Annotated in this window: 21 protein-coding genes and 1 tRNA gene; 4 read left to right on the top strand and 18 right to left on the bottom strand. The window is 75.0% G+C overall.

Going from position 1 to position 21,340, the window contains the following annotated elements:
- Nucleotides 1-143: 143 nt before the first annotated feature.
- On the top strand, nt 144-1,076 hold the full coding sequence (locus ACI79C_RS17775) for a LysR family transcriptional regulator (RefSeq protein ID WP_456947002.1): 933 nt from the start codon (nt 144-146) through the stop codon (nt 1,074-1,076).
- A gap of 171 nt (nt 1,077-1,247) precedes the next feature.
- On the opposite strand, the gene ACI79C_RS17770 is transcribed toward ACI79C_RS17775, so the two are convergent.
- Genes ACI79C_RS17770 through ACI79C_RS17755 form a run of 4 tightly spaced genes read right to left on the bottom strand, consistent with a single transcriptional unit; the run spans nt 1,248 to nt 5,832 of the window.
- Nucleotides 1,248-1,967: a response regulator gene (locus tag ACI79C_RS17770; RefSeq protein WP_456947001.1), complete on the bottom strand. Its 720-nt coding sequence runs from the start codon at nt 1,965-1,967 to the stop codon at nt 1,248-1,250.
- Complete coding sequence (locus tag ACI79C_RS17765; RefSeq protein ID WP_456947000.1) at nt 1,964-3,166, bottom strand: sensor histidine kinase; 1,203 nt, start codon at nt 3,164-3,166, stop codon at nt 1,964-1,966. The genes ACI79C_RS17770 and ACI79C_RS17765 overlap by 4 nt, the downstream gene beginning before the upstream one ends.
- 40 nt (nt 3,167-3,206) lie before the next feature.
- On the bottom strand, nt 3,207-4,622 hold the full coding sequence (locus ACI79C_RS17760; protein WP_456946999.1) for a HupE/UreJ family protein: 1,416 nt from the start codon (nt 4,620-4,622) through the stop codon (nt 3,207-3,209).
- Nucleotide 4,623: 1 nt separating this feature from the next.
- Nucleotides 4,624-5,832, bottom strand: coding sequence for a DUF3500 domain-containing protein (locus ACI79C_RS17755; protein ID WP_456946998.1), 1,209 nt, complete (start codon nt 5,830-5,832; stop codon nt 4,624-4,626).
- A 226-nt stretch (nt 5,833-6,058) separates the two neighbouring features.
- Between ACI79C_RS17755 and ACI79C_RS17750 the strand changes: the two genes are divergently transcribed.
- Complete coding sequence (locus tag ACI79C_RS17750) at nt 6,059-7,165, top strand: FUSC family protein (RefSeq protein ID WP_456946997.1); 1,107 nt, start codon at nt 6,059-6,061, stop codon at nt 7,163-7,165.
- Between the two features lie 556 nt (nt 7,166-7,721).
- Here the strand turns inward: ACI79C_RS17750 and ACI79C_RS17745 are convergent.
- Complete coding sequence (locus ACI79C_RS17745; protein ID WP_456946996.1) at nt 7,722-7,988, bottom strand: helix-turn-helix domain-containing protein; 267 nt, start codon at nt 7,986-7,988, stop codon at nt 7,722-7,724.
- Nucleotides 7,989-8,216: 228 nt separating this feature from the next.
- Here ACI79C_RS17745 and ACI79C_RS17740 point away from each other — a divergent pair, with 228 nt between their 5' ends.
- Nucleotides 8,217-8,366 carry a hypothetical protein gene (locus ACI79C_RS17740; RefSeq protein WP_456946995.1) on the top strand — a complete coding sequence of 50 codons (150 nt, stop codon included), beginning with the start codon at nt 8,217-8,219 and terminating at the stop codon, nt 8,364-8,366.
- A gap of 230 nt (nt 8,367-8,596) precedes the next feature.
- Here ACI79C_RS17740 and ACI79C_RS17735 read toward each other — a convergent pair.
- The 8 genes from ACI79C_RS17735 to xylA all read right to left on the bottom strand — a co-directional run bounded on the left by ACI79C_RS17735 (nt 8,597) and on the right by xylA (nt 15,803).
- Nucleotides 8,597-8,670: transfer RNA gene (locus ACI79C_RS17735), tRNA-Pro, on the bottom strand.
- Nucleotides 8,671-8,758: 88 nt separating this feature from the next.
- Nucleotides 8,759-9,634, bottom strand: coding sequence for an alpha/beta fold hydrolase (locus ACI79C_RS17730; RefSeq protein WP_456946994.1), 876 nt, complete (start codon nt 9,632-9,634; stop codon nt 8,759-8,761).
- 75 nt (nt 9,635-9,709) lie between these two features.
- Nucleotides 9,710-11,053: a ribosome biogenesis GTPase Der gene (gene der, locus ACI79C_RS17725; protein WP_456946993.1), complete on the bottom strand. Its 1,344-nt coding sequence runs from the start codon at nt 11,051-11,053 to the stop codon at nt 9,710-9,712.
- Complete coding sequence (gene cmk, locus ACI79C_RS17720; RefSeq protein WP_456946992.1) at nt 11,050-11,736, bottom strand: (d)CMP kinase; 687 nt, start codon at nt 11,734-11,736, stop codon at nt 11,050-11,052. Before cmk ends, der begins: the two co-directional genes overlap by 4 nt.
- Before the next feature lie 44 nt (nt 11,737-11,780).
- Nucleotides 11,781-12,143 (bottom strand): chorismate mutase, encoded by a 363-nt coding sequence (aroH, locus tag ACI79C_RS17715; RefSeq protein ID WP_456946991.1) that lies wholly within the window; start codon nt 12,141-12,143, stop codon nt 11,781-11,783.
- Nucleotides 12,144-12,232: 89 nt separating this feature from the next.
- Complete coding sequence (locus ACI79C_RS17710; RefSeq protein ID WP_456946990.1) at nt 12,233-13,141, bottom strand: aldose 1-epimerase family protein; 909 nt, start codon at nt 13,139-13,141, stop codon at nt 12,233-12,235.
- The gene (gene xylB, locus ACI79C_RS17705) at nt 13,138-14,598 is read right to left on the bottom strand and encodes a xylulokinase (protein WP_456946989.1); all 1,461 of its coding nucleotides are present in this window, start codon (nt 14,596-14,598) and stop codon (nt 13,138-13,140) included. The genes ACI79C_RS17710 and xylB overlap by 4 nt, the downstream gene beginning before the upstream one ends.
- 17 nt (nt 14,599-14,615) lie before the next feature.
- Nucleotides 14,616-15,803: a xylose isomerase gene (gene xylA / locus ACI79C_RS17700; RefSeq protein WP_456946988.1), complete on the bottom strand. Its 1,188-nt coding sequence runs from the start codon at nt 15,801-15,803 to the stop codon at nt 14,616-14,618.
- A gap of 67 nt (nt 15,804-15,870) precedes the next feature.
- Between xylA and ACI79C_RS17695 the strand changes: the two genes are divergently transcribed.
- Entirely contained in the window at nt 15,871-17,067 is a 1,197-nt protein-coding gene (locus ACI79C_RS17695; RefSeq protein ID WP_456946987.1) for an ROK family transcriptional regulator, read from the top strand.
- Between the two features lie 26 nt (nt 17,068-17,093).
- Here ACI79C_RS17695 and ACI79C_RS17690 read toward each other — a convergent pair whose 3' ends face one another.
- The 5 genes from ACI79C_RS17690 to ACI79C_RS17670 form a co-directional block, all read right to left on the bottom strand.
- Complete coding sequence (locus ACI79C_RS17690; protein WP_456946986.1) at nt 17,094-17,936, bottom strand: pseudouridine synthase; 843 nt, start codon at nt 17,934-17,936, stop codon at nt 17,094-17,096.
- Nucleotides 17,937-18,112: 176 nt separating this feature from the next.
- A complete protein-coding gene (gene scpB, locus ACI79C_RS17685; protein WP_456946985.1) occupies nt 18,113-18,937 on the bottom strand; it encodes an SMC-Scp complex subunit ScpB in 825 nt (274 codons plus the stop codon).
- Nucleotides 18,934-19,755, bottom strand: a complete 822-nt coding sequence (locus tag ACI79C_RS17680; protein ID WP_456946984.1) for a segregation and condensation protein A — start codon at nt 19,753-19,755, stop codon at nt 18,934-18,936. Before ACI79C_RS17680 ends, scpB begins: the two co-directional genes overlap by 4 nt.
- 77 nt (nt 19,756-19,832) lie before the next feature.
- The gene (locus ACI79C_RS17675; protein WP_456946983.1) at nt 19,833-20,348 is read right to left on the bottom strand and encodes a hypothetical protein; all 516 of its coding nucleotides are present in this window, start codon (nt 20,346-20,348) and stop codon (nt 19,833-19,835) included.
- The gene (locus ACI79C_RS17670; RefSeq protein WP_456946982.1) at nt 20,345-21,253 is read right to left on the bottom strand and encodes a ParA family protein; all 909 of its coding nucleotides are present in this window, start codon (nt 21,251-21,253) and stop codon (nt 20,345-20,347) included. Before ACI79C_RS17670 ends, ACI79C_RS17675 begins: the two co-directional genes overlap by 4 nt.
- Nucleotides 21,254-21,340 lie beyond the last annotated feature (87 nt).

The raw sequence follows: 21,340 nt of genomic DNA, 5'->3' as shown, positions 1-21,340 counted from the left end.
GACGGCGGATGCGGTCGGGGTGGGCCACGCCCGGGCCCCGGGAGGTGTACCGGCCCCGGCGGGCGTCCTTGCACCTACGAGGATCCGAGACCGCCGTCACAGAGTCCAACGCCATGATGTGGTCCGAACGATCGGAGACGGTGATGGATCTGCGGCAGCTCGAGTACGTCGTGGCGGTGGCGGAGGAACGGAGCTTCACCCGGGCCGCCGCCCGCTGCCACGTCGTCCAGTCCGCCCTCAGCGCGCAGGTGGCCCGGTTGGAGCGGGAGCTGGGGGTGAGGTTGTTCCACCGCACCAGCCGGTCGGTGCGGGTGGCTCCGGCCGGCGAGCTGCTCCTCCCCCACGCCCGGGAACTCCTGCGTGGTGCCGAGGTGGCCCGGGCCGAGCTCGCCGGCTTCTCCGGCGTGGTGACCGGGCGGCTGCGGTTGGGGGTCATCGGCACGGCCGCGATGCGGTTGCCCCGCTTCGACCGGGCCCTGCTCGAGTTCCACCAACGGCATCCCGCGGTGGAGATCGCCGTGCACGACAGCGGGAGCCGGCACATGGCCGAAGCGGTCCGCACCGGAGACCTGGACCTGGCGTTCGTCGGCCTCTACGCCGAGCAGCTCCCGCCCGGCCTCGTCCACCACCTCCTCGCCGACGAGCCGCTGGTCGCCGTCGTTGCGCCCACCCACCCCCTCGCCGGGCGCGACGGCGTCGCCCTCGACGAGCTCGCCGCGGCCGGTCCCTTCATCGAGATGCGGCAGGAGTCCGGGCTGCGCCTGCAGGCCGACGCGGCCTTCGACCGGGCCGGGGTCGAGCGCACCGTGGCGTTCGAGCTGGGGACGCCCGACGCCGTCACCCGCTACGCCGGCCTGGGCCTCGGCGCGGGCCTGGTCCCGACGTCCACGGCGCGGGCCGCCACCCTGGTCGCGGTGCTCCGGCTCGACGACCCGACGGCACGGCACCCGATCGGGCTCGTGCACCGAGCCCCGACGCTCTCGACGCCCAGTGCCCGCGCCTTCCTCGCCGCCGTCCTCGGCACCGGCAGTGAGTCGCCGGGTCCCGCCGGGCCGACCGGCGACCCCCGACGCTGACAGCAGCCAGCTCCCCTGCCCCGTCTGCTCACCGCCGGTCCAGAAGGTCGCCGGGCAGCCGGTCGCCCAGTTCGGTGTCCAGCGCGCGGACGCGGGCGGCAGTGTCGTCGCGGACCAGACGGGGCATGCGGCGGTCAGCCCCGTGTCGTGCACGAGCCCAACCCCGCTCTTTCATGCTGGGCCAGGCGGTCCCGGTCGCCGCATCCGCGGGTGCACCAGGCCCGTGCGGTAGGCCAGCACGACCAACTGCGCCCGGTCCCGCGCCCCGACCTTCGCCATCGCCCTGTTGACGTGTGTCTTGACCGTCAGCGGTGACAGCACCAGGGCTTCGGCGATCTCGGCGTTGCTCGATCCGAGCGCGACCCAGGTCACGAGCTCCAGTTCCCGTTCGGTCAGCTGACCGAACGCCGCACGGGCGTCGGCTTCGTCGGCGTCCGGGGACCCGGGGTCCGCGCCGCCCAGCACGTAGTCCTCGACGAGGGCCCGGGTCGCCCGTGGGGAGAGCAGGGCGTCCCCGGCGGCGACGACCCGGACCGCCTCGATCAGGTCGGCCGGCTCGGAACCCTTGCCGACGAAGCCGCTGGCACCCGCCCGCAGCGCGAGCAACACGTTGCGGTCGCTGTCGAAGGTGGTCAGGACGACGATCCGCACGCCGGCCAGCGCCGGCTGCGCGGTGATGGCACGGGTGGCGGCGATGCCGTCGAGGACCGGCATACGCAGGTCCATGAGGACGACGTCGGGCCGGTGCAGCTGGGCCAGGCGGATGGCCTGGCTGCCGTCGTCGGCCTGGGCGACGACCACGATGTCCGGTGCGCTGCCGAGCATGGCCGCCACCCCGGACCGGATCAGGGGCTGGTCGTCGGCCAGGAGCACCCGGATGGGCGTGGTCATGCCGGGGCCGGCCGGCGGGTCGGGATGCGGACGCGCACGGCGAAGCCCCCGTCCCCGGTGGGTCCGGCGCTCAGCTCGGCACCCACCAGGGCGGCCCGCTCCCGCATGCCCAGCAGCCCGTGCCCACTCCCCGGCCGGGCGACCGCCCGATCGCCGGTCGCGACCGGGTTGAGCACGATGATCACCACTTCTCCCGGGTGGACCTCGATGGTCAGCTCAGCGCCCCCCGTGCCGTGGCGCAGCGCGTTGGTGAGCGACTCCTGCACGATGCGGTAGGCGGCGATGTCGGCCACCTCGTCCAGGCCGGTCGCCGCCGGGAGCTCGGGCGGCGAGGCCACGGTCAGCCGCAGACCGGCGGCGCGGACCGACGCCAGCAGCTCCGGCAGCCGCGCCAGCCCGGCCCCGACCGGCCGCAGCTCGTCCTCGAGGGCCTCGTCGTCCGGGGCCGGGCTCGAGCGGCTGCGCAACAGGCCGACGACCGCGCCCAGTTCGGCCAGCGCCGTCCGCCCCGAGGCACGCACCTGGGCGAGCGCGAGCCGCACCTGGTCACGGTCGGTGTCCAGCAGCTGCTCGGCCGCGCCGGCCTGCACCCCCATCACCGCGACGTGGTGGGCGACGACGTCGTGCAGCTCGCGGGCGATCCGCAGCCGCTCGTCGGCGACCTGCCGGTCAGCCTCGTCCTGCCGCGTCCGCTCGGCCACGGCGGCCCGCTCGGTGGCCGCGTGCACCAGCGCCTGCTGACCGGCCACGGCGACACCGGCGGCGGTGCAGGCGGCCATCAGCGCCAGCGGGGCGAGGACCCGGCTGTCCCAGCCGCCCGTGGCGAGATCGGCGCCCAGGTAGACCAGGCAGCAGACCACCAGCAGCGCGAGCGCCACCCGCAGCGGCCGCCGGAGCGCGACCACGAAGAGGCCGAAGAACACGAGCACGACGAGGCCGGTGGGTCCGCCGACCAGCAACTGCACGGCCGTGCCCACGGCCAGGCAGACCGCCACCGCAAGGACCGGGAGACGCCGCAGGGACAGGAGCGCGGCGCCGCCGACCAGCGCCCCGACGAGGACAGCCCACGGCGGACCGCCGCCCGGACCGGGCGGCTCCCCGCCCGGGACCACCGCGGCCAGCAGCGTGATCGCGGCCACCGTCACGCCGAACCGCAGGGACGGCCGCGACGGAGGCCGTCCCGCAGGAGCTGCATCCACGACCGGCACGCTACGGGCGCACCGCGACCGCCGTGCGGCGTCACCGGGTGGAACCGACCAGCGGTCCGTCCTGCCCGGCCACCGCCGGGAAGGTGCCGGACCCGGCCCGGCGCCGCACCGCGACGCACACGGCAGCGACCCACAACAGCCCGGCCAGCCACGGCGAGGCCGGTCCCAGCCGGTCGGCAGCACCGGCCAGCGGGGTGTCGACACCCACCCGGTCCAGCAGCCACCCGGTGGCGGCCACCCCGGTCAGCACCGCCGCGGCCACGCGCAACCGCCGGTAGACCGGGGTCCGCGCGAGCAGCACCAGCGGCGGCAGGACCAGGGCGATGACGGCCAGCTGCATGAGCTCGATACCGACGTTGAACCCCAACAGGCTGCCCACCAGCTCCCCGCCGGCGAGGTCCAGCTCGGTCAGGGTGCCGGAGAAGGCGAGTCCGTGGACGAGGCCGAACAGACCGGCGACGAGCGGCTCCCGCCCCGGGAACAGCGGCCGGACGGCGTGGGCGGCGGCCACCAGGATGCTGATCGCGATCGCGGCCTCGACGGCCTGGCCGGGCACGGGGAGACCGAGTGCGCCCAGGGCGAGGGTGGCCGAGTGCCCGAGGGTGAAGGCCAGCGTGGTGGCGGTGATCCGCCGGATGGGTCGCCCGGCGGGCACCGTGCCCCGCCACCGGGCGGCCGCCACCAGCAACGGCGCCGGCAGTAGCAGGGTGAGCAGGAACAGCTGGTGGTCGGTGCCCTCGGCGATGTGGGAGACCCCCAGAGCGACCATGCCGCGGAAGCCGGTCCGGGTGCTGCTCGTGGTCTCGCCGGTCAGGTCCACCTGGAGCGCGGGGACGGTCCCGGTGACCGTGTCCACGGCGACCGCGCCGAGGCTGGCCGGCAGGTTCTCGGCCGGGGCCACGCCGGTGTCGTCGCTCCGCAGCACCACGTAGACGTCGGCGGTGACCACCTGGTGCACGACGGCGTCGTAGTCCAGCTCGAAGCGGTGCACGTCGGCGCCGGCCGACGGGGTGAGCACGACGTCGGCTGTCACCGCGGGGAAGGTCCCGGTGCCGTACTGCTCGGTGGTGGTGGCCGCGACATCGGTGACTTGGACGTCCCAGTCCCCGGTGTCGGAGGTGGCCGCGACGTGGTCGGTCAGGTAGTCGGCCACGGCGCCGGCGGTGTCCGAGTCCACGGGCACGGCGGCGCCGTCCTCACCGACGAGGGGCAGCCCGCTGGCGGCTGCCAGGTCGGTCGCCGGGATTAGCAGGTCGCCGTCCACCCGGTCGGGGTGCACGTCCAGTTGCAGCACGGTGGACGGGACGACGTGCGCCCAGGCGGGACCGGCGGACAGCAGCAGGGCCACGGCGGCCAGCAGGACGGCGCCGGCCGCCCGTCGCCCGAGCGCCCCGGCCCGGACCCCGCGCAGGGGTCGGCGCGGGGTCCGGGCCGAGATCGCCGCCATGTCAGGAGGTAAGGCCGGCGTAGTCGGACTGCTTGTCCCGCCACACCGCGTGCGGGTGCGCGCCCTCCAGCACGATGCCGTTCTGCAGGGAGAACTCGATCCACACCGACGGACCGTCGATGCGGACGTAGTCCCCGACCCCGCTGATCGAGCTGTTCCCCGAGAAGGCGACGTAGGTGTCGTCGAGCTCGCTCTCGTATCCGGCGAGGATGGACTGCGCGTTGGCGTCGTCGACGTCACCGACGTAGGTGGCGATGGCGGCCAGCAGCAGCGCCTTCTGGTCGTCGGTCAGCTCCGAGCCGACCAAGCCCTCGGAGGTCTCGGGGAAGGCCCAGTCGTTGCCGGGGCCGAGCAGGATGTCGTTGTAGGAGGTGGACAGCTGCGCGGTGGCCAGCTGGTCGTCGTCCAGCGAGCCGAGCAGCGCGGCGAACGCGGCCTGCTCCTGCTGCTCGGGCTGCACCGTCTCACCGTCCTGTTCGACGGTGCTCTGCGGCTCGATGCCGCGGAAGGACGGAGTGGCCCCGGCCAGGGCACCGTCGATGTAGGTGTTGGCCACGGCCAGGTGGTGGCCGCCGAACTGGAGCTCCCAGGTGCCCGAGGCGCTGGGCTCACCGAGGAAGGCGATGAAGTAGTTGCCCCGGCCGTAGTCGTCGCCACCGCCGTTGTCGGTGAGGTAGTCGTCGGCCGCGAGGTGCTGCAGGATCTCGTCGAAGCCCTCGTTGGCCGCGCTGCCGGTGACGCCGGCAAGCAGGTCCTCCAGGGCCGACCACTGCTCGTCGGTGAGGCTGTCGGTCTGCAGGCCCACCCGGCCGGTGCTGCTGGTCGAGCCCGCACCGCCGCCGGTGGGCGCGCCGCCGCTGGGCGGGCCACCGCTGGGCGGGCCACCGCTGGGTGCCCCGCCGCCCGGGAAACCGAAATCGCCGGTCAGCAGGGCGTTGGGGAAGTTCGACCAGTTGCTGGCGTTCTCGAACGTGTAGTCCTGCTGCAGTGCTTCTGCCTGGTCCTCGTCCAGGGTGGCCGCGAAAGCCTCGGCCAGGGCGACGACGTCGCCCGACCCGGCCGTGGAGGTGGACGACCCCGACGAGGATGAAGTGGCGGACGAGGACGCCGACGAGTCGCTGCTGTCGTCCGAGCTGCAGCCGACCAGACCCAGGGACAACAGGACGGCCGCGCTCGCGGCGATGCCGGTGGTGGAGACACGTGAGTTCACAGCAGCAGCCTCCCGGCCGGCGGGCACTCGCGGCGTCGTCCCCTCGCAGGCTTCCCCGGTCGACGTACTGCGCTCGCAGTAGGCCACAGGTCCGGCAGCGACCGTCGGCCACGGGCCGCCCGCCGCCCAGCACCGGGCGGCATTCCCGAGGACGTCCGGCGGTGCCGCCGGAGCAGCTGGAGGACCCACGACCATCCGCCGCGTCCCCGACGGTCATCCTCTCCCCGTGCCCTCCGACCCGGCCACACCCCGATGGCGCGAAGCCGTCGCCCGCCTGACCGAGGTCACGCCCCAGTCCGCCACCACCCCGACCGCCGTGCGCGCCGGGCTCTCGATCGCCGTCCCGTTGCTCCTGCTGTGGGGGATGGGCCGGCCGGAGTGGTCCCTGTACGCGACCTTCGGCGCCTTCGCCGCCGTCTACGCCCGCGGTGCGACGAGGGCCTCCCGGGTGCGTACCCAGGCGGCGGTCGGGCTGGTGCTCACCGCGGCGGTGGCCTCCGGCGCCGCCGTCGCCCTGAGTGCTGACCGTGCGTGGCTGGCGGTGCCTGCGACTGCCCTGTGGGCGTCGGCGGCGGCCCGCGCCTCTGACTGGTTCCGGTGGCGTCCACCGGGGCCGACGTTCGTCGTCTTCGCAGTGGCCGCCTGCGCCGCGGTACCCCTCGGCGCACCCTCCGCCGTGGTGGCGGCGGCAACTGTGGCCGCCGGCACCGCCGCCTTCGCCGTCCTGCTGGCCGCGCTCGAGCCGGCGCGCCTCGGCGGCCCCGCGAGCGGACCCGGGCCCGCCGATCCCCCGCTGCACCGGCAGCGGATCCACGCCGCCCGGTGCGCAGTCGCCGTCCTCCTCGCCGGCGGGCTCGCCACCGCCACCGGCATCGGCCACCCGTACTGGGCGATGGTCACCGCCGTCGTCCCGCTGGTCACCGTCACGTTGCGCCGGCAGGTCGTGCGCGGCGTGCACCGGGTGCTCGGCACCGTCGTCGGGCTGGGCGTGGCCGCACCGCTACTGGCCCTCCGCCTGACACCGATCGTGACGATCCTCGTCGCCGCCGGGTTGCAGCTCACCACCGAAGTGCTGGTCGGCCGCCACTACGGGGCGGCGCTGGTGACGATCACCCCACTGGCACTGCTGCTGGTCGACCTCGCACGCCCCGAGCCGATCGGACAGCTGCTGGCCGACCGGGCCCTCGAGACCCTCCTCGGTGTGGCGGTCGGAGTCCTCGTGGCGCTGGCGACACACGACCGGCGGGCGGGACGCCACATGACCTCCGTCGGCGACCCTCGCCCGAACACCGATCCAGTGGCGCCGACTGATGTCCGGAACGAGAGCAGCTGATGGCAACAGCAGCACATGATCAGCATGGTCCGAACGAGGCGCTACGGACAAACCACGTAGGGGCGGTCTCCGCCCCTAGGCCGCGCTGCGCATCCGGCCGATCGGCTACATCACTGCCGGCTGGCATGGGCCTGTCTCATCTCGCTGCTGTCGCCACCCCTCCTCCGCACAGTTGCTCGTCGCAGTACCGCCCCGAACAGCGCCTTGCAGAGTGAGCCAGCGGGGCTGCGACAGAGCGATGATCTCGGCTCTGTCCGCAGGTCGCGCTACGTTCCGACCATGTCGACGGAGCCGCGCGCACCGCGCACCTCCGCTCCGGAGGCAGCCGGTGGGACGGCTCCCACTTCGCGGCGCCCAAGTCCCGCCTTGAACACCCGCGTGCAGACACCGTTCCGAAGCAGGGCGACCCTCGAGGAACCACCGGTGGGATGACTGCGGTGCTTCCGCTCGCCATCCGGCTACTGGAGCCTTCAAAATCTCGAGGCGTCACCTCATGCACTGTCGGGTTCGCAGGCCGTGAGGCGGGCGGCGCCGATGCGGTGGGACCGCGCGCGGCCTACGGGGCCGGCCGGCGAGGCTCCTCGGCGGGAAGCCGGGCCGCCCCGACGCCGCGCCGCCGGACCCCGTGCCGGTCGAGGATCTTCTGCACCGCGGAGAACGACCGGCCGGTGAGCTCGGCCAGCTCCCGCAGGGAGCGGCCCGACGCGTACTGCTCGACGACGAACCGCTCCACCTGCGCCTGGACGTCGGGATCCAGGCGCGGGGATGCCGTGCCCGCGAAGGCGGCTACTGGCCGGTGCTCCTTGCGCGGCGGGCAGGGCACGGCGAGACGGTAGAGGCCGCCGGCCGAGGCCGTCGTCGCGTATCAGGGTGACGACGTCAACCGGACGCCCGACCGCGAGCTTGACGAGGCCCCGGTAGGCGGTTGGACGCGTCCAGGCACCGACTCCAGCACCAGCAACTGGAGAACTCCAGGCCCGCGACTGGAGGTGGCATGCCTACCGTCCGCGACCGTGATGTCCCTGCACGAGCTGACGGCAGGGCCGCCAGCGTGATGCTCACCCGCGGCGTGCCGCTCAAGGTGGTCTCGGAGATCCTCGGCCACTCCTCGATCGCCATCACCGGCGACATCTACGGCCATGTCTCCCCCGACGTCGCCCGCCAGGCCATGGACACCCTCGGCGACGCCTTCGACCGCTAGCGCCTCGCGCGACGCCACCGAGCGGCCGTCGCTCTCCGTGACCGCTGAACCTGTCACAGACAGCCGCCGAGGCCTCGACCCGGCGCTCGCAGCAGCCGGCCGCGGCGAACCCAGGGTCGGCTGATGGTGGTCAAAATGGTGGTCAAAATGGTGGTCAAACCGACCTGGGAAGCGGTCAGAGGCCGTTCCGGATCTCTCCGGACACGGCCCCTGACCTGCGGTTCCCGCTGTCGGGCTGACAGGATTTGAACCTGCGACCCCTTGACCCCCAGTCAAGTGCGCTACCAAGCTGCGCTACAGCCCGAGCGCCGGGCGGCTTCCACCGCCCGATCGCTGCAGGAAGAGGTTACCGCACCCGTCGCAGCGACCTGCCCGGTGGTCGCCCGCGTGCCTCAGCCGGCGTCGAGCACCCGGCGCAGCGTGGCGGCGAAGGCCTCCGGCTCACCGGTCTGCCCGTACTCGCCGCCCAGGAAGCCGCCGTGGTCGCCGGGGAACTCGACCGGCGCGACGCCCAGCGCAGCCGCCACCGCCTCGCCGCCCCGGTGCGCCAGTTCGCCGTCCGACCCGGCCCCGACGGCCGGCACGATGCGGGTGGACGCCGCGCGCAGGGCGGCGAGGTCGTGCTCCTGGTGGGTGCAGGCGACGATGTGCTGCCCGAGCATCACGTCGTCCCGCGAGCCGTCGTCCTCGGTGGGCAGGCCGAACGCCGCCGGGTCCGCCGGTGTGGCCCCCCAGTCGGCCGGGACCGGCCCGCGGTGCGAGACCAGCCGGATGAACTCCGCCATCCCCGCCCCGAAGCCGCTGCGCACGTAGGTCTCGTGCACCTGCCGGGATGCGGCGAGCGCCTCCGCGCGGTCGGGCAGCAGCGCGGCGGCCGGCGGCTCGTGCGCGACGAGGGTGCGCACCTGTTCCGGGTGCCGGGCGACCAGCACCAGCGCGTTGACCGCTCCCCCGCTGCTGGCGAAGACGTCGACCGGCCCGGCGTCCAGTTCGGCGATCAGCCGGGACAGGTCGTCGGCGTGCTCCTCCGGCGTCGACCCGGCCGCGCCGTCGGTGCGCCGGCTGCGTTCGGAGCCCCGCGGGTCGTAGGTGACGACGGTCCGGTCGGCGAAGTGGCCGGCCAGCGTGCCGAACCCCGCGGCGCCCATCGGCGAGCCGATCATCAGCAGGACCCCGGCGCCGGCCGGCCCGGGCCGGACGTCGTAGGTGAGCACTGCGCCCGGCACCTCGAGCGTGCGGGTCTGCAGGGGCGTGTCGGTCGTCGTCATCGCGGGCCTCCGGGACGGGTCGTGGCGTTCCTACCCGTGTCGACCCGCCCCGGCGGCCGAACTCATCGGCCCGCGTCAGGCGCGCGGGCGTTCCCGCCCCTCGCGGACCTTCACCGAGATCTCGATCGGCGTGCCGTGGAAGCCGAACCGCTCGCGCAGCTTGCGCTCCAGGAACCGGCGGTAGCCGGCCTCGAGGAAGCCGGTGGAGAACACCACGAACCGCGGCGGCCGGACGTCGGCCTGCGTCACGTACTTGATCTTCGGCGCGCGCCCGCCACGGGCCGGCGGTGGCGTCTCCTGCACCAGCGCCCGCACGTAGGTGTTCAGCTCCGCCGTCGGCACGCGGGTCTCCCAGGAGGCCAGGGCCTCGCGCAGGTGCTGGGCGAGCTTGTTCACCCCACGCCCGGTGGCGGCCGAGATGTTCACCCTCGACGCCCACTTCACCCGCGCCAGGTCGCGCTCGATCTCCCGCTCCAGCTGGGCGTGCCGGTCCTCGTCGAGGGTGTCCCACTTGTTGATGGCCAGCACCAGTGCCCGTCCGGCGTCGACGACCTGGCTGATCACCCGCTGGTCCTGCTCGCTGACCACCTCGTCCGCGGCGAGCAGCACGACGGCGACCTCGGCGGCCTGGATGGCGGCCTCGGTGCGCAGGCTGGCGTAGTACTCCATGCCGCTGGCCGTGTTGACCTTGCGGCGCAGCCCCGCGGTGTCGACGAACCGCCACTCCTCGCCGCCGAGGCTGATGATCGAGTCCACCGGGTCCACGGTCGTGCCGGCCACCGAGTCGACGACCGAGCGCTCCTCCTTGGCCAGCCGGTTGAGCAGGCTGGACTTGCCGACGTTCGGCCGCCCGACCAGCGCGACCCGGCGCGGGCCGCCCTCGTCGAGCTGCTCGCGTGGCGCCTCGGGCAGCGCGTCGAGCACGAGGTCGAGCAGGTCGCCGCTGCCGCGCCCGTGCAGGGCGCTGACCGGCTGCGGCTCGCCCAGGCCCAGCGACCACAGCTCGGCGGCGTTGGCCTCGCTGCGCTCGTCGTCGACCTTGTTGGCCACGACGATCACCGGCCGGTCGCTGCGGCGCAGGATGCGGGCGGCGGACAGGTCGGTGTCGGTGGCACCGACCGTGCTGTCGACGACGAACACGATCACGTCGGCGGTCTTCATCGCGTACTCGGCCTGGCGGCTGATCGACGCGCCCAGCCCGGCGGCCTTGGGGTCCCAGCCGCCGGTGTCGACGACGGTGAACCGCTTGCCGTTCCACAGCGCCTCGTAGGAGATGCGGTCGCGGGTGACGCCCGGGACGTCCTGCACCACCGCGGCGCGGCGGCCCAGGATCCGGTTGACCAGCGTCGACTTGCCCACGTTGGGCCGGCCGACGATCGCCACGACCGGCAGCGGGGCGCCGGTCCCCTCGACGGTCACGACCGCGCCCCCACCGCGGACTGGGCGAGCTCGACCACCCGGTCGACGACCCCCTCGCGGTCGAGGTGGGTGCTGTCGACGACGACCGCGTCGGCGGCCGGCCGCAGCGGGCTGTCGGCGCGGCTGCTGTCGTACTCGTCGCGCCGGCGCAGATCGGCGGCGAGCGCGGCGATCTCGTCGGGGGTGGTGAGGCCCAGCTGCGCGGCCCGGCGCTGGGCGCGGGCCTCTGGCGCGGCGGTCAGGTACACCTTGAGCGTCGCATCGGGCAGGACGACGGTGCCGATGTCACGGCCCTCCACGACGACCGCGTCGGCCGACGCCACCAGCGCCCGCTGCTGGTCGACCAGCCGGCGGCGCACCGCGGGCACCGCGGACACCGCCGAGACCGCGCGGGTCACCTCCGGGCCGCGGATCCGGACGGCGACGTCCACGCCGTCGACCTGCACCAGTTCCGTGTCGGCCGCCGTCCCCACCTCGATGCGGGCCGCGGCGACGACGGCGGCCACCGCCTCGGCGTCCTCGGGGTCGACGCCGGCGTCCAGGACGGCGACGGTCGCGGCCCGGTACATGGCGCCGGTGTCGAGGTAGGAGGCGCCCAGCCGGGTCGCCACGGCCCGGGCGACGCTGGACTTCCCCGTCCCCGACGGCCCGTCGAGCGTGACCTGCCCCCGGAAGTCGCTCACTGTGCTGTCATCCCGCACAGTGGTGTCCGCTCGCTGCCGCTCGCTCATTGTGCGATGTCCCGTCGCAGCGCCACGGCCCCGCGCAGGTACACGTGCTGCACCTCCGCGCGCGGCCGGTCGGTCTCCACGTGCGCCATCAGCCGCAGCACCCGCGGCAGCGCGTGCGGGACGTCGATCTCGGTGGCGCACATCAGCGGGACGTCCCCGAAGCCGAGCTCTCGCGCGGCCAGTGCCGGGAACTCCGAGACCAGGTCGGGGGTCGCGGTGAACAGGATGCTGATGACGTCGTCGTGCTGGAGCTGGTTGCGCTCCATCACCGCGGCGACCAGCTCGCGGGTGGCGTCGAGGACCAGCTCCCGCTTGTCGGCGTCCACCTGGGTCGCACCACGGATGGCTCGGACGGCCACTACCACTCTCCTCGATCGATGCGGGGCACGGGTCGCCGTGCCCCTCGGTCGAGTCTAGGGAGCGCCCGCCACCGCCCTCCCGGCGGCGCTCAGCCCAGCGGCCGGATGCCCCAGGAGGCCGTCGTCGACTCCCCCGGCTCCAGCCGGCGCACCGCCTCGCCCGACCGGAAGGCGTCGGGCGGGCAGGTCATCGGCTCGACCGCCAGACCGCGGCGCCGCCGCGGCTCGGGCACCACGTCGCCGGTGAACAGCTGCAGGTATTCGTAGCCGGCGTCCAGCCACACCGCGACGCCGCGCCCGCCGGGAGCCACCAGCCGCACCTCGGCCAGCCCGTCGGGACCGCGCTCGAGGTCGGTGAAGCAGTGGTCGACGACCAGGTCCCCGAGCCGCCGTCCGGACCGCAGGTCGTAGGGCGTTCCCGCGACCGGCACCGCGCCGGTCGGGATGGCCCGCCCGTCGGTCTCCAGACGGGTGGCGGCGGGCACGAGCAGGCTGCAGTCGTCCAGCCGCGGCCCCGCCAGGACGTAGGGGTGGTGGCCCTCCCCGTAGGGCAGGGCCACGGTGCCCTCGTTGGTGGCCGTCGTGGTCACCCGCAGCCCGTCGGCGGACAGCGCGTAGGCGACCCGCAGCCGCAGGGTGAACGGATAGCCCGGCCGCGGGTACAGCACGTGCTCGAGCACCACCCGCTCGCCGGTGCGCTCCACCGCCCGCCAGGAAACGAACTGCACCAGCCCGTGGATGGCGGTGCCGCGCTCGGGCTCGGTGACCGGCGTGCGGTGCTCGACGCCGTCCCAGGTGTAGACGCCGTCCCGCAGCCGGTTGGGCCACGGCGCCAGCACGTGGCCGCGGGCGAACCGGGCCATCTCCTCGACGGGGTAGCCGTCCAGCACCTCGCGGTCGCCCACCCGGTAGGTGCGCAGGCCCCCGCCCACCTCCACGGCGGTCGCCTCGGCGTCGCCGCAGCGGAGGACGAACTGCTCCCCCGTGGGCGGGATCACCGGACGCGCTCGGCGGTGAGGTCGCGGACCTCGGCGTAGCGCTCGCGGACGGCGGGCACGGGGTCGGCCTCGTGGACCTCGGTGGCGGCGCTCGGCCAGACCGGCGGGGTGTCGCCGCCGGCCAGCACCCAGGCGGCCTGCCGGGCCGCGCCGTCGGCCACGTACTCCCCCGGCGGCGGCACGAGCACCGGCACGCCGAGGACGGCGGGGGCGATCCGGCGGACCGCCTCGGAGCGGGCGCCGCCGCCGACGAGGAACACCCGCCGCACCGGCGTCCCCCCGGCGGCCACGGCCTCGAGCCCGTCGGCGAGCCCGCACAGCAGGCCCTCGACGGCCGCGCGCGCCAGGTGCGCCGGGTCGGCGGTGGCCAGGGTGAGGCCGTGCAGCGCCCCCGTGGCGTAGGGCTTGTTGGGTGTCCGCTCACCCTCCAGGTAGGGCACGAGCACCAGTCCGCCGGCCCCGGCCGGCGCGGACAGCGCCAGCCGGGACAGCTCCGCGTGGTCGACCCCGAGCAGCCGGGCCGTGGCGTCGAGCACGCGGGCGGCGTTGAGGGTGGTGATGAGCGGGAGGAAGTTCCCGGTGGCGTCGGCGAACCCGGCGACGGTCCCGGTCGGGTCGGTCATCGGCGTGGTGGAGACGGTGGAGACCACCCCCGAGGTCCCGATGGAGACGACCACGTCCCCGGGCTCGGCGTTGAGGCCGAGGGCCGCGGCGGCGTTGTCCCCCGTGCCCGGCCCGAGCACCGCTCCCCCGTCGGCGGCCAGGGCGCCGGCGGCGACCGTCCCGGCGGGCTCGGCCGGGCCGAGCACGCGCGGGACGACGGGGGTGCGGCCGAACGCCCGCTCGAGCAGGTCCGGGCGGTACTCGCCGGTGATGGGCGACCAGTAGCCGGTGCCACTGGCGTCCCCGCGGTCGGTGACGAGGGCCTCCAGGCTCTGTCGGCCACCCGCCGACCCACCCTCGCGACGCCCCGCCAGCTCCCAGGTGAGCCAGTCGTGCGGCAGGCACACCGCCGCGGTCCGCGCGGCGTTCTCCGGCTCGTGCTGCGCCAGCCAGCGCAGCTTCGTGACGGTGAACGACGCGACCGGCACCAGACCGACGGCGTCCGCCCAGGCCCGACCGCCGGCCTCCGGCCCGCCGAGCTCGGCCACCAGGTCGGCTGCGGCACCGGCGGACCGGGTGTCGTTCCACAGCAGCGCCGGGCGGACCACCGCGCCGTCCTCGTCGAGGCAGACCATCCCGTGCTGCTGGCCGCCGACCGCGACGGCGGCGACGTCGCCGAGGCCGCCCGCCTCGTCGATCGCCGTCCGCAGCGCCGCCCGCCAGGCGGCCGGGTCGACCTCCGTCCCGTCGGGGTGCGGCGCCCGGCCCTCCCGCACGAGGGCGCCCGTCTCGGCGTCCCGGACCACGACCTTGCACGACTGGGTCGACGAGTCGACCCCGGCCACCAGCGTCATGACGTCTGTCTACCGGGTCAGCGGGCGCCGAGCAGGTGCTCCAGCGCGAGCTGGGACAGGCGCACCTGCCCGCCCCGGCGGGCACCGGCCGCGTCGGCGTCGAAGTCCTCGTACGCCGAGCGGTCGCCCAGCAGCTGCTCGTGGGTCTCGCCCGCGGCGAGGGTGGGCTGCGCCAGCTCCGGCACGCGCGCGGCGGCCAGCGCCTCCTGCACCTCGGGGTCGGCGCGGAAGGCGGCGGCCCGCTCCTTGAGCAGCAGGTAGGTGCGCATGTTGGCCGCGGCCGACTCCCACACGCCGGTCACGTCCTCGGTGCGCAGCGGCTTGTAGTCGAAGTGCCGCGGACCCTCGTAGCGCGGGCCGCCCGAGGGGAAGCCGTTCTCCAGCAGGTCGACGGTCGCGAAGGCCGACAGCAGGTCGCCGTGGCCGAACACGAGGTCCTGGTCGAAGCGCGGGCCCTTCTGGCCGTTGAGGTCGATGTGGAAGAGCTTGCCCTGCCACAGCGCCTGCGCGATGCCGTGCGTGTAGTTCAGCCCGGCCATCTGCTCGTGGCCCACCTCGGGGTTGACCCCGACCAGGTCGGCGTGCTCGAGGGTGGAGATGAACGCCAGGGCGTGGCCGATGGTGGGCAGGAAGATGTCGCCGCGGGGCTCGTTGGGCTTGGGCTCCAGCGCGAAACGCAGCCCGTAGCCGCGGTCCTCGGAGTACTGCGCGAGGGTGTCGAGGCCCTCGCGGTAGCGGTCCAGGGCCGCCCGCAGGTCCTTGGCGGTGTCGACCTCGGTGCCCTCGCGGCCGCCCCACAGCACGTAGGTCTGCGCGCCGAGCTCGGCGGCGAGGTCCATGTTCCGCATGACCTTGCGCAGCGCGAAGCGGCGGATGTCGCGGTCGTTGTTGGTGAGGCCGCCCTCCTTGAACACCGGGTGGGTGAACAGGTTGGTCGTCACCATCGGGACGACCAGGCCGGTCTCCTCGAGCGCGGCGCGGAACCGCTTGACGTGGTTCTCGCGGGCGGCGTCGTCGCTGCCGAACGGGATCAGGTCGTCGTCGTGGAAGGTCACGCCGTAGGCGCCGAGCTCCGCGAGCCGGTGCACCGACTCGACCGGGTCCAGCGCCGGGCGGGTGGCGTCGCCGAACGGGTCTCGGGCCGGCCAGCCGACCGTCCAGAGACCGAAGGAGAACCTGTCCTCGCGGGTGGGCTGCGCGCTCATGGGAATCCCTCCATCGGGTTTTGTTCTTCCGTAGAACATAAAGCAGTGGCGGGGCTAACCTCAAGGGGTGCGCACGACGGAGGGGACCGGGGCCCGGCAGTCCACCCTGCGCAGCTCCAACCTCGCCCTCGTGCTGCGGACCGTCTGCGCCGCGGCCGCTCCGCTGTCCCGCGCGGACGTCGCCGTCCGCACCGGGACGACGCGGGCGACGGCCGCCCGGCTGGTCGACGAGCTGGTCGCCGGAGGTCTGCTCGACGAGGGCGAGCGCGTCGCCCCGCCCCGGCGCGGGCGCCCGGCCACCCCGCTCCTGCCGGGCGCGCGGATCGGCGCCCTGGGCTTGCAGGTGGACGCCGGGCTGCTCGCCGCGCGCGTCCTCGACCTGCGCGGCCGGGTCGTCGCCGAGTCCGTCGAGGAGGGCGACTTCGTGGGCAGCGACCCCGGGGACACGCTCGGGCGACTCGGGGTCCTGACCGCCGACCTGCTCGCCGGGCCGGGCGTGGACCTGCGGCTGGCCGGTGCGGGGCTGGCGCTACCCGGCCTGGTCCGCGCCGAGGACGACCTGCTGCTGCGCGCGCCCAACCTCGGCTGGTCGGACGTGCCCGCGGCGGACCTGCTGGCGCCGCACCTCCCGGGCGGGCTGCGGCCGACCGTGGGCAACGAGGCCGACCTGGCGGCCCGGACCGTCGCCGAGGCCGCCCCCGGGCGCCCCGGGCCGCTGCGCGACTTCCTCTACCTCTCCGGGCAGATCGGCATCGGCGGCGCCGCCGTCCTCGCCGGGCAGGTCATGACCGGCAGCGCCGGCTGGGCCGGCGAGGTGGGCCACGTGTGCGTCGACCCCGACGGGCCGCCCTGCCGCTGCGGCTCGACCGGCTGCCTGGAGCAGTACGCCGGACGCACCGCGCTGCTCGCGGCCGCCGGGCTGGCCCCCGACACCCCGCCGGCCGAGCTCGCCGAGCGGGCCGCCGACGGGGACGCCGACGCGGTGCGGGCCCTCGACGCCGCCGCCGGCGCCCTCGGGGTGGCGCTGGCCGGCGTCGTCAACGTGCTCGACATCCCGACCGTCGTCCTCGGCGGGCACCTGGGCGCGCTCGCTGACCTGCTCCGCCCGCGGGTGGAGGAGCTGCTGGCCCGGCGGGTGCTCTCCGCCCGGTGGCGTCGGCCGACGATCGAGGCGGCCTCCGCGCCGGCCGCCGCCGGGGCCACCGGAGCGGCGCTGCGGGCGCTGGCCGACGTCCTGGCCGACCCGGCGGGCCGGCTGGCCTGACTGTGCGGCTGGCCGGCGTCGCCGCGCTACAGGCCGACGAGCTCCTGCAGGGCGCCGACCTCGGCGCGGGTGAGCCGGCGGATGGAGCCGACCCGCATGCGCTCGAGCTTGACCGGGCCCACCGCGGTCCGCGTCAGCCGGGAGACGGGCAGCCCGACGTGCGCGAGCAGCCGGCGCACGATGTGCTTGCGGCCCTCGTGCAGGACGACCTCGACCACCGCCTGGCCGGCGTGGACGTCGACCACCGAGAACGAGTCGACCTTCACCGGGCCGTCCTCGAGCTCGACCCCGGCACGCAGCCGGCGGCCCAGGTCGCGCGGGATGGAGCCCGACACCTGGGCGAGGTAGGTCTTGCGCACCTCGTAGGAGGGGTGCGCGAGCCGGTGGGCGAGCTCGCCGTCGTTGGTGACCAGCAGCAGGCCCTCGGTGTCCTGGTCCAGGCGGCCGACGTGCACAAGGCCCGGCGCGAGGTCGCCGACCATGTCGCCGACGGTGGGCCGGTTGCGGTCGTCGCTCATCGCGGTGATGACGCCGGCGGGCTTGTTGAGGGCGTAGGTGACGCGGTCGTCGCGCAGCTCGATGCGGACGCCGTCGACGGCGATCCTGTCCCGCTGCGGGTCGACCCGCATGCCCTGCACGGTCACGGTCGCGCCGTTCACGGCGATCCGGCCCTGGTCGACCATCTGCTCGACCACGCGGCGCGAGCCGACCCCGGCGCGGGCGAGCACCTTCTGCAGCCGTTCCCCCTCGCGCTCCTCCTCGGCCGCGGCCGGACCGCGGTCGCCGGGGTGGGCGGGGGCCAGCTCCATGTCCTCCGACCAGCCTTCGCCGGCCGCGCTGGTGGTCTCGTCGTGCGGGGCGCTGTTCATCGCCGTCCAGTCTCCCACCGGTTCGGCTCGCGCCCCCGCCGGCCGCCGGACCCGCCCGCTCACCGGACCCTCGACCTCGCGCTCTCGTCGCCGACCTCGCGGTGTACGGCGCGGTCGGCGACGACACGGCGAGGTCGGTGCTCAGGGACGGCGGAGGTCGGCAGGGCTCCGGGGGCTCAGGCGTCGGGGTGCTCGTCCAGCACGGACGACGTCTCCGGCAGCAGCGGCCCGAGCTCGGGCAGCTCGTCGAGGGTCTCCAGCCCCAGCCGTTCCAGGAACAGCGGCGTGGTCGCGTAGAGCCCGCCGCCGCTGTCCGGGTCGGTGCCCACCTCGTGCACCAGCCCGCGACTGATCAGCGTCCGCATCACGCCGTCCACCCCGACCCCGCGGATGGCCGACACCCGGGCCCGGGTGACCGGCTGGCGGTAGGCGATCACCGCCAGCGTCTCCAGCGCCGCCTGGGTCAGCCGACTGCGCTGGCCGTCGGTGAGGTAGCGCTCGACGACGGGGGCGTGCTCCTCGCGGGTGTAGAGCCGCCACCCCTCCCCGACCCGCCGCAGCGTGATGCCGGCGCCGCGGCGGTCGTACTCCCCGGCCAGGTCCGCCAGCAGGGTCCGCACCTGTGGCACCGGGCAGCGCAGCGCGCCGGCCAGGGTCCCCTCGTCGACGGGGGTGTCGACGACGAACAGCAGCGCCTCCAGCCCGCCGCGCAGCGCCGCGGGGTCGAGCTCGGGCTCGGGCTCGGGCTCGGGCTCGGGCTCGGGCTCGGGCTCGACCGCGACCGGTGGCGGCAGCGGCAGCCGCGCCGGCTCGGGCACCGGCGCGGGCTCGGGAACCGACGCCGGCCGCTCGGCGACCCGCGCGGCGAGCTCCGCGGCGACCGCGTCCCACGTGGCCGGGTCCGGACCGTCGCGCTCGTCGGCCTCCTCCCGGGTGGCGGCCAGCTCGGCGGCCAGCGCCTCCCAGGAGATCGGGGTCCGCTCCGGTTGCTCCTCCGTCACGTGTACTCCTCGTCAGCGCCGTCGTCGTCGGCCGGCTCGGCGCCGCCGGTCCAGCGCACGTGCAGCTCCCCCAGCGGGCTGAGCTGCTCGAAGGTCACCCGCTGCTGGCGGTAGAGCTCGAGCAGCGCCAGGAACCGGGCGACCACCTCCAGGGTGTGCGTGCAGTCGGCGGAGAGCGCCCGGAAGGTCGCCGTCCCGGCTGCCATGAGGTGGTTGCGCACCAGCAGCAGCTGCTCGGCGACGCTGACCGGAGGGGCGTGCAGGTGGGACACGCTCACCACCGCCGGCGCCCGCGGGGTGAGCGCCCTGGCGGCCAGCCGCGCGAACTGCTCCGGGGTCACGCCGAGCAGCACCTCGGGGACCTGGTCGGCGAAGCGCGGCTCCAGGCCGACGTCCCGGGCGTACCGGCGGACGGCGTCGGCCTCGCGCTCGCGCAGGAACGCGGCGGCCTGCTTGTAGGCGCGGTACTGCAGGAGCCGCGCGAAGAGCAGGTCGCGGGCCTCGAGCAGCTCGAGGTCCTCCTCGTCCTCGACGTCGGCGGCCGGGAGCAGCCGGGCGGCCTTGAGGTCGAGCAGCGTGGAGGCGACGACGAGGAACTCGCTGGCCTGGTCGAGGTCGAGCTCGTCGCCGAGCGCGCGCAGGTGGGCGATGAACTCGTCGGTGACCTGCGAGAGGGCGATCTCGGTGACGTCGAGCTTGTGCTTGCCGATGAGCTGCAGCAGCAGGTCGAACGGGCCCTCGAAGTTGGTCAGCCGGACGGTGAACCGCGCCGGCGCGGCACCCGCGACGGTCTGGGGTGCCGCGCCGGTGACCTCCACGTCCCCCGACGATAGAGGGAGGACCACGCCCTCTTCACGCCTCGCTGACTCGGCGCAAGCCTCGCGACGGGGCCGGGTCAGCGGCCCTGCAACCGCCGGACCAGCACCGAGTCCTCGCCGCGCTCGGTGAGGTCGGCGAGCAGCACGCCGATGGCCTCGCGCACGATGCGGCCGCGGTCGGCGGCCACGCCGTGCTCGGCCCGCAGCGACAGCCGGGCGCTCTCCAGGGCCAGCAGCTCCTCGGCGGAGATGTAGACGGTGATCTTCTCGTCGTGCTTGACCCGCTCCGCCCGGGTGGGCCGCCCCCGGGTGGGCCGCTTGGGCGCCACGACCGGGGCCGGGGCGGGCGCGGTCCGGTAGGCGGCGAGCGGGTCGGTGCTGTCGGCGGCGCCGCCGGGGACCAGCGTCAGCGGCGCGGTGGTCTCCGCAGGGGTCGGGTCGGCCGACTCGGCGCGCCGGCCGGCGGCCCCGCGGAGGGCCGGCGAGCTCACCGTCGCGCTGATGCTGGGCAGCTCGGTGACCTCGGGGGCGGGCGCGGTGTCGGTGCGACGGAACAGCTCGGCCGCGCCGGGGAGGACGGGACGCCGAGTCACAGCGACAGGACCTCCTTCGCCAGGTCGCGGTAGGCCGAGGCGCCCGAGGACGTGGGCGCCCACGTGGTGATGGGCTGCCCGGCGACCGTGGTCTCCGGGAAGCGGACCGTGCGCTGGATGACCGTCTGGAACACCGTGTCGCCGAAGGCCTCGACGACACGGGAGAAGACCTCCCGGCAGTGGACCGTCCGCGCGTCGTACATGGTGGCGAGGATCCCGGAGATCTCCAGGTCGGGGTTGAGCCGCTCCTTGACCTTCTCGATCGTGTCCACCAGCAGGGCCACGCCGCGCAGGGAGAAGAACTCGCACTCCAGCGGGATGACCACCCCGTGGGCCGCGGTCAGCGCGTTGACCGTGAGCAGGCCGAGCGAGGGCTGGCAGTCGATGAGGATGTAGTCGTACTCGTCGCGCACGTCGGCGAGGACGCGCAGCAGGGTCTGCTCGCGGGCGACCTCGCTGACCAGCTGGACCTCGGCGGCGGACAGGTCGATGTTGCTGGGCACCAGGTCCAGGCCCGGGATGTCGGTGGGCACCAGGACGTCGCGCAGCGAGGTCTTCCGCTCCATGAGCGCGTTGTAGATCGTCCGGTCCAGGTTCTGCGCCGGAACCCCGAGGCCCACCGAGAGCGCCCCCTGCGGGTCCAGGTCGATCAGCAGCACCCGGCGGCCGTACTCGACCAGCGACGCGCCCAGGTTGATGGTCGACGTGGTCTTGCCGACGCCGCCCTTCTGGTTGCACATCGCGATGATCTTGGCCGGCCCGTGCTGCGTCAGCGGCGTGGGCTCGGGCAGGGGCCGCATCCGCGCGCGAGCGGGGTCCAGCCGCGAGGCGGCGGCGCCCATCTCCGGTCCGGTGTCGGTCGGGAGCGCGACGGCCCGGCCGGCCACGTCCCCTCGCATCGCCATCGGTCTGTTGCCTCCACCTCGTGCCCGTCCCGGCTCGTCGCCGGAGCGGTCAGCCGTTCTGCCGCTCGGGTGATCACGACGCTAGGG

Source organism: Geodermatophilus sp. SYSU D00697, assembly GCF_054050175.1.
Note: the sequence above shows the minus strand (reverse complement) of the source record. Positions and strands in the feature narration are given on the sequence as shown.